Here is an 18,143-nt window from a genome sequence, read left to right as displayed (position 1 = left end):
TTACGCATGTGTCGCGGGGAGGATGGATTTGGAAATAACCGAGCAACAGATAAAATCCATGACGACGGCTGGTCTGAATCTGATCGGCCAGGCCCTGTCAATTTATGACAGCCAGCTTCGGCTGGTGGTCAGCAATCGACCGTTTCAGACGATGTTCGATTTGCCGGACCATCTTGTCCGGCCCGGCGCATTGTTCAGCGACACGATCCGACACCTCGCATCGAGTGGCGAATACGGCAATGTCGATGATGTCGAAGCGGCTGTCGATCTGCGTGTCAATCAAGCTCTGACCTTCGAATCTCACTATATTGAACGTGTTCGTGCCAATGGCCAGGTCATATCGGTCGAAGGGGCTCCTTTGCCCAAAGGCGGATGGGTGGCGGTCTACACAGACATCACCAATACCAAACAGGCTGAGGCGCTGTTGCGCGCCCGTTCCGAGGAGCTTTCTGGTCAGTTGCTCGACCGGGCTGAAGAACTGTCAGCAACGAACAGAAAACTGGCGGCCACAAATTCGGCACTGGAAGAAGCCAAGCGCCAATTGACCGAGATCGAAGCGCGCACCCGTATGACGACCGAGATGATGCCGGCCCATATTGCACATCTGGATGCTGACGGCCGTTACGATTACTCCAACCGGCGGCTAAACTCGGTCATGCCAGGTCGCCCGTCCGAGATTTTGGGTATGCATATTTCTAAGGCATTGGGATCTGCCGCTTTTACACGCGTCCAGGCGCATCTGAAAAAGGCCTATGCCGGGGAAACCTCTGTTTTTGAATTTACCGAAGATCAGGATTCCAGGCGCATTCGCGTATCCTTCACACCTGATGGCGAAGGTGGTGTTTACATCATGTCCGTCGACATCACCGAGGAAACGCAGGCGCGTGTAGCGCTGCAACAAACCCGTCGCCGCGCGATGGCCGCACAGATGACAAGTGGGTTGGCACATGATTTCTCGAACCTGTTGACTATTATCCTGGGCATGCAGTCCCGATTGGAAAAGATGGATTTGCCGGAAGACGCCCGTGAGCTGATCGACGCGACCAAGCAGACTGCGCGCAGGGGCGGACAATTGCTGAACCGGATCGCCGACATGACGGGCAACCGGACGCCTCAACCCAAAGCGACGGACATGCGCGGGTTGCTCGAGGATTTGCGCATTCTGGCCTCTCCATCCTTGCCGCGTGGGGTTGGCCTGTCGGTTGTCAATACGTTGCCGGACAAAGCCCTTATGCTGGATCCCGGGATGGTTCAGGACGCTTTGCTGAACCTGGTTTTGAATGCGCGCGATGCTTGTGGTGAAACTGGTCAGATTACAATCAGCGCCCACACAATCGGTGAGATCTGGACGGAAATCGCAGTGTCAGACACGGGCCCCGGGTTTTCGAAAGATGCGTTGGACAAGGCCTTAAACCCATTTTTCACAACCAAAGGCGACAAAGGGTCGGGCCTTGGTCTGCCGATGGTCTACGACACTGTCAAGCTGGCCGGGGGCGACCTGAGTCTGCGCAACACTCCATCAGGTGCATCGGTCATTTTGCGATTGCCTTACCGTGCGGCCCCGCCGGTACAGGAGGGGTTGGTTTTGTTGGTCGAAGACAGCAACGATCTGCGCAGTCAGTTCCGCGATATGTTGGTCGACATCGGGTTTGCAGTGATTGAGGCGACGTCTTGTGACGAAGCCATCGCCCTGGCAAAAGATGTCAAAGACATTGCTTTGGTGCTGTCCGATATTCGCCTTGAAGGGCAGGAAACGGGTATGGATCTTTTGGCAAAATTGGAGCCCGCCTTGCCCCGTATCCTGATGACATCCTTGCCTTATGCCGATCCGTTGTATCGTGAGGCGCTGAAACGCGCGCCGGTGCTGCGGAAACCCTTCACCCGGGCGCAACTGTCCGCCCTGATCCGTGACGAGGCTGCCTGATGACCCAACCGCTGGTGACCATCGTCGATGATGAGCCGGAGATACGGCGCATTCTGACCGACGCGCTTGAAGAAGCAGGCTTTCGCACCCAGAGCTTTGCGCGCGCGCGGGAATTCGAAGCGTCGCTCAAACGGGTCACGCCGGACGTATGTCTGGTTGATTTGTCACTGCCGGATACGGACGGGTTGGCACTGGTCCATCGGCTGGCGCTGGAGCAGGGGGCTTCGGTCATCATCATATCTGGTCGTGCGCAGGTTCAGGATCGTGTCACCGGTTTGGAACTGGGGGCGGATGACTATATTACCAAGCCATTCGACCCTGCCGAAGTTGTGGCGCGCATTCGGGCGCGGTTGCGGTCCCCCAAGGCGCAGACCACACAGTCTGACGTGGCGCGTTTCAACGGTTGGACGGCTTATTTTGATCGCTACATCCTAGAAGACGGATCCGGCGCCGAGACCCCGTTCAGTCATGCAGAGGGAGAAGTTCTGAGGCTGTTTCTGGAAAGTCCCAAGCGATTGATCAGCCGCACTCAGATGCAAGATGCCCTGGGTGGCGCTGCCGGCGACAGTTTCGATCGTGCGATGGATGTCAGAATTTCCAGGTTGCGGACCAAATTGGGCGAAGACCCAAAAAACCCTCGCCTGATCAAGACAATTTATGGCGCCGGATATATATTTTTGGGTGATGTTGAATGGTAAGCACGGGTCAAAACGACGCCCTGCCGCGTTAATACTTGAGGCACCGGTCTGTCGTTTGACGCTGCGCTTTATTATTCGCGCAGTGCGCGATCCTTGATCTTGATTACGGGTTGCAAAAGGTAGTCCAGAACCGTTTTCTTGCCTGATAAGATATCCACTTCGGCAATCATCCCGGGGATGATCTCGACGGCAACGCCGCTCGCATCCAGAATAGCGTGACGTGTCTGGATTTCGATGACGAATACCTCTTCATCATTACGTTCCGGCCTTGTCACTGTGTTCGCGCCTATGCGGGTGATCTCACCATCCAACGCGCCGTAACGCGCAAAGTCATAGGCCGTAATTTTTACCTTAACGGGCTGGCCCGCGTGCAAAAACGCGATATTTTCTGGGCGGACATAGGCCTCGACCAGAAGCCTGTCGTCTAGTGGAACAATCTCGATCAGCTCTTCGCCGCTGCGCGCCAAACCGCCAATTGTTGTCCGGTGAACGCGATTTACTATTCCCCGCACCGGTGATCTGATCTGTGCGCGATCCGCGCGGTCTTGCAAGGCCGGCAAGGACGGCCGAAGTGCTGCGAGTTCGGCTGTTGAGACTGCAAGGTCGGTTAGAGCTGCGCTCCGGAACCTGCTATGTGCGGCTTGAATACGATCATCGATTTCTTCCAGTCCGGTTTTCAACCTGTTGGTCACTGCAACTGCACGAACCTTGCGACCCTCCCATTCGGCGGAACTGCGGCGCAGCGACAAAAGCGTTGTCGCAGGCTCCATCCGTTTTTCCACCAAGGGGGTCATGATGGCGCGTTCTTCGGCCAGAATCCCAAGCGTCTCTTCGGCTGTTACCTGGTCTACCAGTCCTTCCTCATACTCGCGATGTCGCTGCTCACGCTGTCGCTCCAGAATGGCGATTTCAGCAGCCAGTTCTGCCTGACGGCCCTGATACAAAGCAGTTTCCGAAGTTACGACTTCTGGCGCACCTTCAATAAGCTTTCCTGAGAAGATAAGTTGGGTGCCGTCAATCTCTGCCTGCAATCTTTGGGCACGAGCCATCAATCCAAATGCACGCTGTTGTTCCTGACTCAACTGGCTGTCGATCTGAGTTGTGTCGAACTCCATCAACAGTGTTCCCTTGTCGACAACCAACCCTTCCGCAACGTGCAAGGATTGCAAAACTCCGGGTTCTGTTGCCTCGATCAGCTGAACGTCCGCCGACGGCACAATCCGGCCATCCACGCGCGTCACGTCGTCCAGTTCCGTCATATAGGCCCAAAGCCCGGCGGAGACGAGACAGGCAATGATAGCAAGCAACAGGAGAGATCCCCCCAACGGAGATTTCCCCCGCATTTCTCTTGCCATCATGGCAAGGTCAGGATGCCGCGACATTCAGATGCCTCCCTGTTGCGCGCGCACGCTGGGTCAGCATGCTTTTTGGGCCGTCTGCACCGACCCGGCCGCGTTCGATCACAATGACCCTGTCGACCAGATCAAGCAGGCTGGTCCGATGTGTGACGATAACCATTGTGGCGTCATTGGTTTCTTGCTTCAGACGCTTGATAACTTCGGCTTCGGTCTTCACGTCCATTGCACTGGTCGGCTCATCCAACAGCAACACTGGTGGGCGTCCAATCAACGCGCGGGCAAGCGCGATGGCTTGACGCTGGCCGCCCGATATTCCTTCGCCACGTTCTGCCAGTTGTTGGTCATAGCCGTTGGGGCAATGCGCGATAAAATCTTCAACCCCGGCCACCTGGCCGGCTCTGATCAAATCTTGATCCCTGGCCCGGATCGCACCGCTGGCAATGTTTTCGCGAATTGAGCCGGAAAAAAGCCAAACGTCCTGCAAAACCGAACCGACATTGCGACGTAGGTCGCCAGGGTCAATCTGACGGATATCGACCCCATCCAGCAATACCGAACCGGTTCTCGGCTCGAATAAACCGAGCATCAAACGCGCGATGGTGCTTTTCCCAGATCCGATCGCGCCCAGAATGGCAACTTTTTCACCCGGTTCTATGTCGAATGAGACACCTGAAAGGGCATCATCGGCTTGTTCGGGATAGGCAAAATGCACATCTTTGAAAGAAATGCGGCCTTTAACATGTGGTCGACTAATCCAGTTGCGCCCTTCGGGCCGCTCATTTTCCGCCTGCATCAAAGCGTTCAGATTTCGATACGCGCTGCGCGCCTGGTTCACACGTGTGAGTGTTTGGGCAAGCTGCCCCAATGGCGATAGCGCGCGTCCAGTCAGCATTACAGACGCGATTAACGCACCCATACTTGCCTGCCCTTCAGTGATCAGGAACACGCCGAAGAAAACAATCAGGACTTGCGCCGCCTGTTGCGTGAAGCCCGTCAGATTCAATGCGAATTGGGTAACTGTCCGGCTGCGGATTCCATGCGAGGACTGCCGCTCGATAGCATCTTCCCATCGCGCCCGCATTTGTTTTGCCGCTGCGGTTGTTTTGATGGTTTCAAGACCAGATACCGTCTCGACCAGTACGGATTGTTTTGACTGACCATCCGCAAAACTTTTTTCGGCCAAACGCGATAACATTGGTTGCACTACCAGGCCCGCAATCAAAACAATCGGAACGGCAAGGGCAGGTATCAGCGCCAGAGGTCCACCAACGAGGTGAATGACCAGTATAAAAAGGGCGATGAAGGGCAGGTCCACGAGGGCGACTAGAGTTGCTGATGTAAAAAACTCGCGTAGAGTTTCAAATTCGCGGATCGTGCTGGCCATAGCACCGGTCGATCCGGTCCGCGATTTCATTTTGATGTTCAAAACCTGGTCAAAAACGCGCCGCCCCATAAACATGTCGGCCTTTTGCCCGGCCTGATCAATAAAGCCAGCGCGCAAGAGTTTGAGGGCGAAATCGAAAGAAAGGGCAATACCAACCCCTGCGGTCAGTGCGATAAGGGATTCCGTCGCCTCATTCGGAAGAACCCTGTCATAGACGACCATGATGAAAACGGATGTGGAAAGACCCAAAAAATTCGCTACCGCCGCGGCAAGCACCACTTGCGCATAGGACCAGCGGTTTGCCAACATGGCCGACCAAAACCAATGCCCGGATGCGGCCTTATTTCGACCCTGCGTTTCCTCGTTGTGGCTGCGCCGAAACAAAAGTGCGTAACCGGTGTAGCGATTTCCTATAACTTTCTCTTCAACCTCTCCGATGCCCTCACCCATCTCGGGGTCGAAAATTAGAAGAAGGCCGCTCTTAGTACGCCCGTGAAACACAACTGCTTTGTCGTCCTCCAACAGAAAAATTGCTGGGACCAGTGTGTCATCGAAATCCGCAAGTCTGCGCGACCCAAATCCCGCCTGCAACCCGGCATGGCGGGCAGCCTCAATTGCATCTCGCTGGGTCAGATGACCTGTTGTGCCGGATTGCGCCGCGTGAAGTGCCCCGACCGTAAGTGAGCGATCAAGATGCGCGGCGACGTGCTGCAGGCAGGTTTCTAACGGAGAAAGCTCTTGTTTAGGTGTTAAAGGTTTCAACGCGGCCATGAATCTTCACCTGTGTTTGCAATTGAAATACCGAGATAATCCAGGATGTCCCCGGTCAGACTGAGGGCGGCGTAGTTTGTAAGGAAGAAGCTTTGTTCCGCCAAAATCAGCCTTTGCTGCGCGTTCACATAGTCTCGCTGCGCATCCAGTATCTCGACCAAGCTGCGTCGGCCGATGGTGAATTGGGCCCGTGCAGCTTCCACGCTTTCGGCGTTGGCCTGGGCAGCTAAACGAGCCGCTTGCAGGCGAACCGCGCCTGCGTCCTGATCTGACCGGATGAACTCTAACTCGCGGCGGATTTCTCGAATCAACGTCTCACGGGCGAATTCGGCCTCTTTTACCTGAGCTTGGGCAGCAGCTATGGCGGCCTTACGTTGACCGGTGCTGTCCAGTTCATAGTTAACGGACAGGTCGACACCGAAATTGGCGTCATTACTGTCATCGCGATCAGCAAAAGCCGCGATCTCTACACCTGGCTGCCGCCGCGCAATGGCTGCGGTCTGCTCGGCCTTTGCGGCGATCAAAGCGGCATTCGCACGTCGTACTTGTGGGCTGTCCAAAACGATTTGCGAATCCGTTCTAGCCAATTTGGGCGCAGCGACCGGAGCGGAAAGTGCCCCCGGTGGGCGTCCGAAGACTTCCTGGTACTGTGCCTCGGCCCTGTCTGTCCGAGCTTCTGCATCGGCAAGCTGCGTTCGCGCGTCGGCCATACGCGAGCGTGCGGTCAAAACGTCGGCATTTGAGCCCACGCCCTGCGTGCTGCGTTCCGCGATCTGGCGCACGATCTCGGCGTGAACCTCAACGTTCTGGGTTGAGATATCCAGGATCTTTCGCCGATCAAGGACCACAACATACGCTTCGATCGCGGCAAGGGCCAGCGCCGCTGCGGTTTGCAGCTGACCGCCCCGGCTTTCGAGGACGCGAGCCTGAGCCGCAGCCAGTTCGCCCGACGCAGCGCCTCCGTCATAGACGAGTTGCGAAACGCGCAGATACGGGGTGAAATCTGTAATATCGGAATTCACACGGTGTGATCGCGCATTGATGCCCATTGATACGCGAGGAAGGAAAGCACCCTTGGCCGCATTTTCGTCAGCGTCTGCGATTTCCAGTCGTGTCGCGCTTTGTGCGAGGTTTGGGTTGGTTTCGACAGCCGCCCGCACCCTTTGACCAAATTCGCTTTGCGTCAGACGTGGAAGGGGGGGCTGCGCGCCAGCCCCGACAGAACCTGCTGACAGTGAAACCTCTACGCCCGTAAGGTCAGGCGGAGGTGCGCAAGCCGCCATTAAAGGAATACACAGACAGGCAAGATACTTTAGGTCAGAGTTGCAGCAGATCAGAGGCATATTCACACCTCACCGGTCACTAAAAGTTCGTCATTATGCGCGTGTGCCATGGCGGTAAGGAAACGCGAAATGTCTGAATTTTCGGTGTATTGCTTTTGAAGTTTTGGCTTTGCCAGCAGCTCCTGTGCCTGCGACAGCCAAGAAATGTGTGATAGTGATACTTGGTGAGCGTGCAGCAATTGAATTGCACCGACATCAAACAACGCAAGCTTCTCTGTCTGCGAAAGAGCCTTCAGGCGTCGGACATCCAGGACCAGGTACCCCGTCGGCAAGGCGACGTTTTCGTAGCTGGTCATTTTTTCAAAAAGACCCATCTCTTGAATGACTTTACACACGGACCGAATGTCCTTTGCCGAAGCCTCTCGTGCTTGGATAAACCTGAGGACGTTTAAAAGTTCAGCGGTCAACTCACCAGCGTCGGTAAAGAACGGTTCGTCCTCCGGAGTGTCAGTGACCAGGCCAGAAGATTCATCGACCTGAAGTTGTGGCTCACAATCCGTTTTACTCGGCACACCCGCTTGAAAGGGCGGGCACCGTAACGCGGACGGAATGTAGGTGGCCAACCATCGGCCTTCGTCGGACACAAAAGGGGTTGGCGCGTCCGTGTTAAATGACAAAAGCGCTACAGGTTCAATTTCCCCCTCGGATTCGCGAAACAATACCGGGTACGTGGCCGCGACGAGCAGAATTTCTTTCTCGACAATCGAGCAAACCTGCTGGGTTTCCGCAAAGTGGTAAGATGAAAAACGCTTCCAGTATTTGCCACTGTGCCGCTCATATGTGACTGGAAACAGGCCGTTCTCTGCCATGTTTGATCCTTTGGTGTATGGAGTGGCTGCCGGTTGAAAAGCCGGCAGTCCGTGTTTTGATCAAGCCGTTGCTCCGGTCGGGTCGGCGATCAGGATATTGTCCGCGCTCAATCCGCTAAGGTCGTCCAACCCCGAAAAATGCGCCATGGTTTCAACGGTGGCTGCAGTCGGGGATGAATAGTCGACCCTGACCAGAACGCTGTCGTCTCCATCTGTCGCGAGTACGTAGATCTCGTCACCGGCTTGAAGTCCCGTCAAACTTTCGACGGCAGTTTCAATTGTGTTGATCGACAGGTCGGCCAGAGCTGTGGTCAAGCCGATGACGCCCGTGTTGGCACCAACTGCGCTGCCTACATTTAATGTCTCAACGTCCGTGCCATCGCCACGCAAAGTAGAGTGATCGAGGCCACTGAGCATCAACGCATCTGACACATCCGCTGCCGCGCCGAGTGAAAAGCCGGTGATCGTGTCCACTCCGTTAGCCGCAGGGGCGGCTTCGAACACAACGACGTCGCGACCCGCGTCCGAGACATTGATGGCGTCGTCACCGCCCTGACCACGAACAAAGCTGTCCACATCGCTGGCGACCAAAGTGTCATTTCCATCAGTGCCGACTATGACGGTCGTCGGACCCCCATCCGGGGTGGTAAGCGACAGTTCAACCGGTTTGCTGGGGTCCTGAACGGTCATGGTGAACGTTACCAGAGGTTGGTTCAGATCCGTAAAGCTGGTCGCAACACCTGCAAAGTTGACCACGGAGCCCCCAACTGGGTTGGACAGATACAGACCGAAAGCCCCGTTCCCAATATCGGATCCTGCGTCGAAGGTCACAACTGACGGATCAAATCCCAACTCGATCGTCATCGCTAGCCCGCTGGAAACGTCGCGGTCAGCGTCTGCGAAGATTTGGTACGTGATAGTTGAACCGCTCCGACCCGCTTCTGCAATGACATATGCGCCCGGTACATGCGCCGTCGTCTCACCGGTTGCCGGTAAAGGATCAGGGCCGCCGGAAACCGTGGCCTGCGCCTGAAAGTTCAGGTCATCACCTGCTGAAATACCTGTGAAATCCGACGCCGGAACTGCAAGCGACCAGGTTCCATCAGCTGCGACAGTAGCGGTGCCGACAGAGTTACTATTGAGTGTTACGTTCACCGCTTGGCCAGCGGCGAGGCCAACGGATGTTCCAGATACAACAACGCCAGAACTCTGCGCGTCGCCGAGTGAAATTGAGTTGTTCGCCCCTATAGAATTCAGGTCTAACAGCGGCCGGAAATCCGTAGCGAGTGTTGTGGTCGCCGGACTGGCGCTATTGCCGGCCTGATCACTGACCGTTGCAGAAATGGGGAAATTTGTACTGTCCGCTAATCCGGAAAGATCCGCCGCAGGTACAGTGACCGACCAAGTGCCGCCAGTGGCGACACCGGTATATGATTGGCCATCCAGCATGACGGTGACTATTTGCCCTTCTTCCGCCGATGTCGCCCCGGAAATGGACAGATCGTTTCCCTTTTCGGAGACGTCCAAAACTGATCCTACAGCCAATGGGTTGATCGTCACAGTTGGTGCTGTGAAGTCTGTTCCAAACCCATCACTCGCGCTAGCGCTGTTTCCAGCCGTGTCTGAAACCGTCGCATTCACACTGTAAATTTCGTCGTCTTGCAGGGCATTTAAGCCGGCCGCCGACGAAACCAACGTCCAGGTGCCGCCACTGACCGTAGTGGTATTGCTCAGGTCTACAGTGCCATCTGCCCTGACGATTTCCACGGTGATGGTGGTGCCGTCCGGGGCATCCGATGTGCCTGAGACCGTCAGATCCGTGCCGCGTTCCGCCAAGTTCATGACCGGGCCGTCGGACAAATTGGTGATGGTGATGGAATGAGGTGAGAAATCAGTGTCAAAACTGCCGCTTGCCTGCAGCGCTGGGTTTCCGGCGGCATCTGCCACGTCTGCAGTCACCGGGATTGTTGCGCCATCGGACAGTGCCGTCAAATCTGCCGCGGGTACAGTCGCGCTCCAGACACCACCAGCGACGGTGCCAGTATAATCCTGGCCGTTTAACGATACAGTTACGGTCTGTCCGTCCTCTGCATCAGTTGATCCGGTGATTGTCAGGTCCGTATCACGCTCAGCGGCATTCAAGACGGCACCATCAGAGTATCCGTCGATGGTCAAGGTCGGGGCGGTGACATCCTTGGATACGGGTGCATTCGCCTGGTTGGCTGCGAGCCCGTCCGTATTGGATACATTTGCGGTGATGGTGAATGTGCCCCCGTCTGCCAATGCTCCAAGGTCGGCCGCTGGGATGGTCACCGACCAGCTGTTGCCGAACACTGCGCCGGTGTAACTCTGGCCGTCCAGCACGACTGTTACTTGCTGGCCGTCTTCTACGTTCCCGGTAATTCCCGAAATTGTTAAATCCGAACCGACTTCTGCCGCGTTCACAGCGGATCCAACTGATAGCGGCGATATGGAAATTGCAGGGCCAGTCAGATCTACCGGAACGGAGGTCGTTGCCGGAACCGAAGTGTTTCCTGCTTCATCGCTGACAACGACCCTTATCGACACAGGAGTACCTGAGGGCAGACTTGCGAGATCAGCGGATGGAATAGTGACGCTCCAACTACCGTCAGAGGCGGTTGTCGAATAGGTCTGCCCCCCGAATTCGACAAAAACTGCCCGGCCATCAGCTGCTGTTGTCGATCCGCTCAGCTCCATATCGTTCTGAACGTCGACCAATTCGATTTTGTCGACGGGGAGAGGATCCAGGGTAACGGTCGGTGCCGTAAAGTCTGTCTCAATGCAGTCACTGACCTGTGCTGCCGGGTTCCCCGCCATATCTGAAACATCTGCGGTCAACACGATGGTTTCGCCATCCGGCAACGCGGCAAGATCGCTGGCAGGAACAGTGACGGCCCATTGACCGTCGGTCACAGTGCTAGAGTATGTTCCGCCGTTCAGAGTAACCGTCACGGTCTGACCGTTTTCCGCGTTTGTCGTCCCGGAGACGGTCAGATCCGTTGCACTTTCCGCCGCATTTATGACCGCACCATCCGACAAACCGGAAATTGTCAGAGTAGGGGGGATTGTATCGATGTTGTAAGATACGGTCTCTACCGAAAGTTCTCGCCCGCCGCTGTCCAAGTGACGAACCGTGACGTTCTGAACACCTTGTGGCAGACTGGCCGCTTCGACGGCTGTCAGCGAAATGCTCCAACTTCCATCGGGATTGAGTGGCACAGACTTGACCAAAGACCCGATCGTAAGTTCCACTGTTTCGGTTCCATCCGGGACCCTGATATTCGCCTCCGTGCTGCTGAGCGCAGTGGATTGTGCCTGCGCGAGGTTCAAAACCTGAGGCGGTGCAGGCGGCGCGGGTTGAAAATCACCATCGTCTCCACCACCGCCGCCGCCGGCCCCCGCAGCGGCGGCCCCCGCCAGGCCCAATCCGCCCAATGCAGCCCCGACGCCACTGATGCCGCCGCCCGCCGCAGCGGCACCACCTGCTTCGGCAGCCAGACTGAATTGCGCAATTTCACTCACGGCATTTTCGGCGATCATGATCGCGCCACTGTCCAGAACCTGAACGTTTTCCGCAGCGACAATCATTGTACTGCCATCTATCATCTTCAGCAGAACATCCCCGTTTTTCAGGAGCTTCACTGACTGAACGCCGGGAATCGTTTCTGCAAACTGATAGGCATAAAGCTCTTCTATCGTTGCCTGCGCCAAGGCGGGTAGCGCCATGAGAGTCGAGCCAAGCCCCCCAGCGATACCGCGTCCAACCCAGCGTCGCATCTTGCCATCAATCCACCGGCGAATGTGGTCCTTGCGACCATTGTCTGATCCGGGGTCTGCAGTTTTGGCTTTGGGATCATGTTCTTTGGTCATCTTACCCTCACATGTGATGTCTGTGTCCGCCTGGATGGGCCAGGTTTTGTTCATCAGTCTTTCGCGTTTGTGACTCATGCGGTCGGACCAGGAAAAATTGTGTTAAACTCAAACCGAACTCCTCATTTTCACCACAATTCCGCTTTGGTATCGGGCCGGGCATCGGATCATCCTGCAGTCATTGCCAAGTTTGGCGTGGGGTGATGTAGTATGATGCTTCAGTTCGAAAGCGTGGTTGCAACAGGGAGCGCAGCGCTCGATTCAGGTATCCGTGATACGGCTTTAAAAACGCTTAACGGGGCCACGTATCTGTACAGTTTGACCGGCCCCGGAGGCGGTGTTGCGGTCTGGAAGCTTGTTGATGGCGCTGTGCCGCAACTGGTCGATACCGAGTATTTCAGTGGTTCGATCACGTTTCAGGTGGGCAGCATCGGAACACCGGTCTCATTTGGTGGTGGTAATCAGCTCGTTTTGGATATCGACACTGCAAATGGGCTTGTGGGATATGATTTGAACGCGGATGGGACCGTTGGATCCTTGCGGGAAACCGGGACATTGACTGGCGGCGGTGACATTTCGGCCCTGGTGAAACTGTCGACCGGGTCCGGCGATCTGCTGATGATGGCGCATGAAGATACCGGGCGGATTGTCACCTATACCGTGAACGGGGACGGCACGTTGACGTCCTCGGGCGTGATCGTGGCACGATCTGATTCGATGCAGTCATTGAGCATTGGCGCAGACAACTTTGTTATTGCGGCCGACGGGGCCAGCAACACTGTCTCGACCTACAGGGTTGATGGGGGAACTGCAGCCATAGCAGTGGTAGACAACAGCGAGGTCCTGACGACTTTGGGAATTGCTGCGCCCACGGCGGTCGAAGTGATACAGGCATATGGCAAGTCCTGGGTGGTGGTCGCGGGGGCTGAAAGCAACTCTCTCAGTGTGATGGAATTGGCCGCCGATGGCCGTCTAATCCCAACCGATCATGTCCTGGATTCGCTGCACACACGGTTCGAGTCGGTTCAGGATCTTTCAGTGGTTGAGGTCAATGGGCATGTGTTTGTTGTCGCGGGCGGTGGCGATGATGGAATAACCTTGTTCGCCATGACGCCCGGCGGACAATTGGTGCATTTGGACAGTTTTGCCGATACGCTCCAAAGCGGTTTGCAGAATGTGGAGTCGTTCAGCGTCGCGCAGGTCGGTGATGAGTTGCAGATTCTGGTCGCGTCGCAACAGGATGCGGGGCTGACCCAACTTACGGTGGATGTCGCGGATCTGGGCGTCGTGCGTAGTGGCCTGGAAACCGTTAACGGGACCGTCGGTAACGATATACTCAGCGGCAATATCCTTCCGACGACCCTTATTGGTGGGGCCGGGGATGACATATTGATTGCGGGTTCGGCCGCGACCACAATGACGGGCGGGTCCGGTGCCGACATCTTTGTCATGCAATACGGAGCGGAAACCACCACAATCACGGACTTTCAGGCCGGTATCGACCGGTTGGACACATTCGACTATCCGCTGCTCAGAACGCCCGGACAGTTGACTTTTACCGTGACGGCACAAGGCGCTCGGATTGAATACTTCAATGAGACAATATTCGTGAACTCCGCCTCTGGTGGTCCGCTGACCAGCGCTCAGGTGTTTGGCGCGGGTTTTGGCGGCCCCGATCACATTCCCGTCGATTTCGGCGATTTCGGGGGGCTCGATCCGGGCAGTTCCGATGGGGTTTTGGGGGATGTTTCAATTAACTCAGAAACCGCCAACCCCAGCCTCAGCGACGCAGAAATCAGCTTCGCCCCAAATGGCGGAGCTACAATCACTGTACGTGCAGACAGCAATGGACGGTTCGATTTGAATTTACCGTCCGGCACTTTTGAGGGCGAGTTTGACGTCATCAAGACCTATTCCACTGCGAGCAAGGACATCAACGCATTGGACGCGCTGCAGGTTTTGCGAATTTCGGTCGGACTGGACCCGACATGGGGACCGGCCTCGCCGGAGAATTTGATAGCGGCAGATTTCAACCGGGATGGTTCGGTGAATGCGCTCGATGCATTGTTGATTCTGCAAGTAGCAGTCGGACAGCCGACAGCCGTTCCGCCGGGATGGGTTTTCATCGAAAGTGACGCGGACCTTTCAGGGATCACGCGCACCGATGTTTCTTATGATACCGGGGCCAATGTAGTGGCTGTGGATGGCTTGATTGCTACCGACATGACCTCGATCCTGCTGGGCAACCTCGAAGCGCCTTAGTGCGGCCGGGCGGTCACTCTCGGAACGCCCGGTTGAAGTAATCTGCCAACGGTTTCACCAGATAGGACAGGGGCGTACGTTCATCCGTCTTGATCAATGTTTCCACTGGCATGCCGGGCAGCAATTCCTGCCCTTTCAGACGATCAACTTGCCCGTCTTGTGGAACGACTTCGGCGCGATAGAATGTCTGGCCGGTGTTTTCGTCGGTAAACGTATCAGCAGAGACATTCATAACCTGTCCGTCAATTTCAGGCGTTTCACGCTGATTGAACGCGGGAAACCGCAACAAAACCGGCTGGCCAACATGCAACTGGTCCACGTGAATTGCATCAACGCGCGCGGCGACGACCAGGGGCGTATCCTGCGGTACCAGATACATCATTGGTTCCGCCGGTTGGATCACGGACTGCAGGGCAAAGACCTGACTGCCGTAAACCGTTCCCGAAACTGGGGCGCGGATATCCAGTCGCGAAAGGCGGGTGTCCAGTGACAGACGGCGCTCGGCCAATTCAGCAATCTGGGACTGAATATCACGCAGGGTCGTGATGGCTTCTTCTCGCCGTGTTGCTTCAAGCTCAAGGATCGAGATTTCGGTCGCTGATATCTGGCCTCCCAGGCGCGCGGCGGCAGCTTCCAATCGACCAATATCCCCTGTGAGGCTGGCCTCTTCGCGCTGTAGGGCCGAAACTCGGCTGGCCTGGGTAAGGCCGCGCTGAAGCAAGCTTTGTTGATCATCCAGTTCAGTTTGGATCAATTCAACCTGACGCCGCAGCGAGACAAGCTGCGCTTCGGTACCGTCGATTTCACTTTCGATTTGAACGGTCTGTTTGCCCAGTTGCTCAGTTTGCTGGTCCAATGTATTCAATCGCGCCTCAAACAGGCGTTGCTGACCGGCGATCAGATCATGGTCGATGTTTTCCTGTTGCTGAATCTCAGTCAACCGGGTGGCCAGAGCTTCGGCATTTGCGCCATCGCGCTCGACTTCCAAACGGGCCCGGCGGGCCAGCAGTTCGAACAGCTGGGCTTCGACAATGGTCTTCTCGGACGACAGAAACGTATCATCCAACCGCAATAGTAATTCGCCGCTGGTGACGGCATCACCATCGCGCACATAGATCTCACCAACAACGCCGCCGTCGGGGTGTTCAATCACCTGACGGTTGCTTTCTACCTCGATAATGCCTTGAGAGATAATGGCACCGGCCAAACGCGTGTTGACTGCCCAAACACCCAAGCCGCCAACAAGGATGCCGAGGGCCGCAAACCCGACCAAGGCAGGGATCGTAATGCGCCATACAGGGCGCGGATTATTTGTTTTGTCCTGCATCAGTTGCCAGCCTTGCTGAGGTTGCGCTTGATCGATCCGGCATTTTGAACGACTGCACCCAAAACCTCATCCCTTGGGCCGGATTTGACAACCTGGCCTCGTTCGACCACTGCAAGATCATCACATTCCGAGATCGCTTGGGGACGGTGCGTCATGATGATCGTAGACTTTCCTGCGGCCTTAAGATCGCGGACAGCGGCGTTCAGCGCCTCGGTTCCATCGGCATCCAGCGCCGAGTTCGGTTCGTCCAGGATCAACAAAACGGGGTCTCCGTACAGCGCGCGAGAGAGCGCGATCCGCTGCTTCTGACCGCCTGACAGCTGACTGTCATTGCCTTCCAGAATGGTATCGTAGCCTTTTTCCAGCGTCAGAATCAGCTCATGCGCATTGGCTTTTTTGGCTGCTGCTACAACAGCTTCAGGGTTTGGGTCTTCCGACATGCGCGCGATGTTTTCGGCGACAGTTCCATTGAACAACGTAACTTCTTGCGGAAGGTATCCGATATGTTGGCCCAGATCAGTTGGATCATACTGATCCAGCGTTGCACCTCCCAATCGGATCTCGCCTGCTGCAGGACGCCAAATACCCAAAAGCGCCTTAGCCAAAGTGGATTTTCCTGACCCGCTTTTTCCGATAACACCAAGCGCCCGCCCGGGCTCGAGGTTCAATGAGACGTTGCGGAGGGTTGGAGTATCCGCTCCGGGCGGGATGACCGTCAGACCCTTGGCCGTCAGCCGGGCTTGGGGCACAGGCAGCTTGGTGCGCTGTATTTCGGGCGGCGTGGCATCCAGAAACTGGCTCAACGAGTTCCACGCAGTTCGGGCGCGTTCAACGACAGCCCATTGCCCAACAACTTGCTCGACGGGTGCCAAGGCACGACCCAGCAGGATCGAACCTGCGATCATCGCGCCGGGGGTCAATTCATTGCGCAGAACAAGCAAAGCCCCAAGCGCCAGCATTGCAGATTGCAAAAACAGCCGCAGCGATTTCGTCACTGACGTAAAGCTGCCGGTCCAGTCACTGGCGGCGATTGTTTGTTGCAAGGCGTCTGTTCGTTGACGCTGCCATCTACGCGTGATGTCCTCTTGCATGCCTTGCGAGTGTACGACCTCGGCTGCTTGTCGGGCATGTTCGGAAAAGATGTTGGCTTTTGCCGACGCGGATTGAGCCAAGGCGACCTTGCGACGAGTCAGTATTTGGTTCAACAACGCGATCACAACTAAAAGCGAGCCACCACCGACGGCCAGCCAGCCCAGAAGAGGATGGAACAGAAAAATTGCCGCGATAAAAATCGGCGTCCAAGGGATGTCCATGACGGCCAGCAGAACCGGAGAAGAACACAGGTTTTGGATGGACTCCAGATCGCGCAACGCTGTTGCAGGTGCAGCCCGGGCGCGTGGGTGTAGCGATCGGCGCAGGGTTGCATCAAAGACGCGTTCGTCCAACTGCGATTGAAACCGAGCGCCGAAACGTGCCACGATTCGACCCCGCGCGAAATCGAGCATGGCCATAAGGCCGTACAAAAGTGCCACCAGCAGAAACAGCGCAGCCAAAGTCTCGACCGCTCGGGACCCAAGAACGCGATCATAGACCTGCAACATGAACAAAGGCCCGGTCAGCATTAGCAAGTTGACAAAGATACTGAACAAAAACGCCAGCGCCAGGAATGTGATCCCCTGGTTGCGCGCCGATTGCATTTCACGTCTTGGCTGTGCTGCCATGTGGTTCTTAATATTCACGAACGAAGCTTCTCGTGTTTGTTGCTCGGGTTTCGAATGGGCTAGCATTCGCGCGCATCCTAGACTGATGTCCCAACAGTGGAAATACATGTCGTCGCGGATGGTCCATATGCCGCCGAGCGAGCTTCGTAATTGGCGTTTTAACCTTGGTTTATTGGCATTAACTCGCACGTTGAATGGAGGGATACTCCCCTGAACTTCAAATAGCGCAATCGAGACAGAGTCCACATGGCCAGTACTTCAGGCCCTAAGCCGCATTCTTGTCATGGTCGCGTCCAACTTTAACCTTGCCGCTACAATGGGGCTTATTGATCCGTTTCGTGCGGTCAATTGTCTGGATAGCAAACCCTATTTAGAATGGAGCTTCGGGTCAGAGACAGGCGGCTATTGTGTCACTAGCAATGGCGTGGGGATAAGCATAGTTGCGCTTAGTGACGTCGAAGCTGCCGATTCCATAGTGGCTTCAACGAGCTGGACACTTGAACGGTACCTGACCTTGAATACGGACAATGCTCTGCGTCGCTGGGTGCGCAGCGGTGCCACATTGGGTGCGCTTGAAAAAGAGCGTTGTTTCGGGCGACTAGGTGGTTTGCGATGGGGCCAACATGGTTGTTCAACCTTGGGGTGGGAATCAGGC

10 protein-coding genes are annotated in these 18,143 nt (G+C 56.0%); 3 read left to right on the top strand and 7 right to left on the bottom strand.

Going from position 1 to position 18,143, the window contains the following annotated elements; genetic code table 11:
• Window positions 1-58: 58 nt before the first annotated feature.
• The gene (locus QMP16_RS09105; protein WP_282152101.1) at window positions 59-1,924 is read left to right on the top strand and encodes a hybrid sensor histidine kinase/response regulator; all 1,866 of its coding nucleotides are present in this window, start codon (window positions 59-61) and stop codon (window positions 1,922-1,924) included.
• Window positions 1,924-2,622 (top strand): response regulator transcription factor, encoded by a 699-nt coding sequence (locus QMP16_RS09100; RefSeq protein ID WP_058274613.1) that lies wholly within the window; start codon window positions 1,924-1,926, stop codon window positions 2,620-2,622. The genes QMP16_RS09105 and QMP16_RS09100 overlap by 1 nt, the downstream gene beginning before the upstream one ends.
• Before the next feature lie 71 nt (window positions 2,623-2,693).
• On the opposite strand, the gene QMP16_RS09095 is transcribed toward QMP16_RS09100, so the two are convergent.
• The 5 genes from QMP16_RS09095 to QMP16_RS09075 all read right to left on the bottom strand — a co-directional run bounded on the left by QMP16_RS09095 (window position 2,694) and on the right by QMP16_RS09075 (window position 12,178).
• Window positions 2,694-3,965 (bottom strand): HlyD family type I secretion periplasmic adaptor subunit, encoded by a 1,272-nt coding sequence (locus tag QMP16_RS09095; protein ID WP_282152172.1) that lies wholly within the window; start codon window positions 3,963-3,965, stop codon window positions 2,694-2,696.
• A 22-nt stretch (window positions 3,966-3,987) separates the two neighbouring features.
• Window positions 3,988-6,135 (bottom strand): type I secretion system permease/ATPase, encoded by a 2,148-nt coding sequence (locus QMP16_RS09090; protein ID WP_282152100.1) that lies wholly within the window; start codon window positions 6,133-6,135, stop codon window positions 3,988-3,990.
• Window positions 6,123-7,418 carry a TolC family protein gene (locus tag QMP16_RS09085; protein WP_282152099.1) on the bottom strand — a complete coding sequence of 432 codons (1,296 nt, stop codon included), beginning with the start codon at window positions 7,416-7,418 and terminating at the stop codon, window positions 6,123-6,125. Before QMP16_RS09085 ends, QMP16_RS09090 begins: the two co-directional genes overlap by 13 nt.
• 62 nt (window positions 7,419-7,480) lie before the next feature.
• Window positions 7,481-8,287 (bottom strand): SapC family protein, encoded by an 807-nt coding sequence (locus tag QMP16_RS09080; RefSeq protein WP_282152098.1) that lies wholly within the window; start codon window positions 8,285-8,287, stop codon window positions 7,481-7,483.
• Between the two features lie 60 nt (window positions 8,288-8,347).
• Window positions 8,348-12,178 carry an Ig-like domain-containing protein gene (locus QMP16_RS09075; RefSeq protein WP_282152097.1) on the bottom strand — a complete coding sequence of 1,277 codons (3,831 nt, stop codon included), beginning with the start codon at window positions 12,176-12,178 and terminating at the stop codon, window positions 8,348-8,350.
• Between the two features lie 213 nt (window positions 12,179-12,391).
• Here QMP16_RS09075 and QMP16_RS09070 point away from each other — a divergent pair, with 213 nt between their 5' ends.
• On the top strand, window positions 12,392-14,440 hold the full coding sequence (locus tag QMP16_RS09070) for a dockerin type I domain-containing protein (RefSeq protein ID WP_282152096.1): 2,049 nt from the start codon (window positions 12,392-12,394) through the stop codon (window positions 14,438-14,440).
• Between the two features lie 13 nt (window positions 14,441-14,453).
• On the opposite strand, the gene QMP16_RS09065 is transcribed toward QMP16_RS09070, so the two are convergent.
• Window positions 14,454-15,767 carry an HlyD family type I secretion periplasmic adaptor subunit gene (locus QMP16_RS09065; RefSeq protein ID WP_282152095.1) on the bottom strand — a complete coding sequence of 438 codons (1,314 nt, stop codon included), beginning with the start codon at window positions 15,765-15,767 and terminating at the stop codon, window positions 14,454-14,456.
• Window positions 15,767-17,464 (bottom strand): type I secretion system permease/ATPase, encoded by a 1,698-nt coding sequence (locus QMP16_RS09060; RefSeq protein ID WP_282152171.1) that lies wholly within the window; start codon window positions 17,462-17,464, stop codon window positions 15,767-15,769. The genes QMP16_RS09065 and QMP16_RS09060 overlap by 1 nt, the downstream gene beginning before the upstream one ends.
• Window positions 17,465-18,143 lie beyond the last annotated feature (679 nt).

Source organism: Ruegeria atlantica (assembly GCF_947495585.1).
Lineage (GTDB): Bacteria > Pseudomonadota > Alphaproteobacteria > Rhodobacterales > Rhodobacteraceae > Ruegeria > Ruegeria atlantica_G.
The sequence above is the reverse complement of the archived record's forward strand: the minus strand, read 5'-3'. Positions and strand labels throughout refer to the sequence as shown.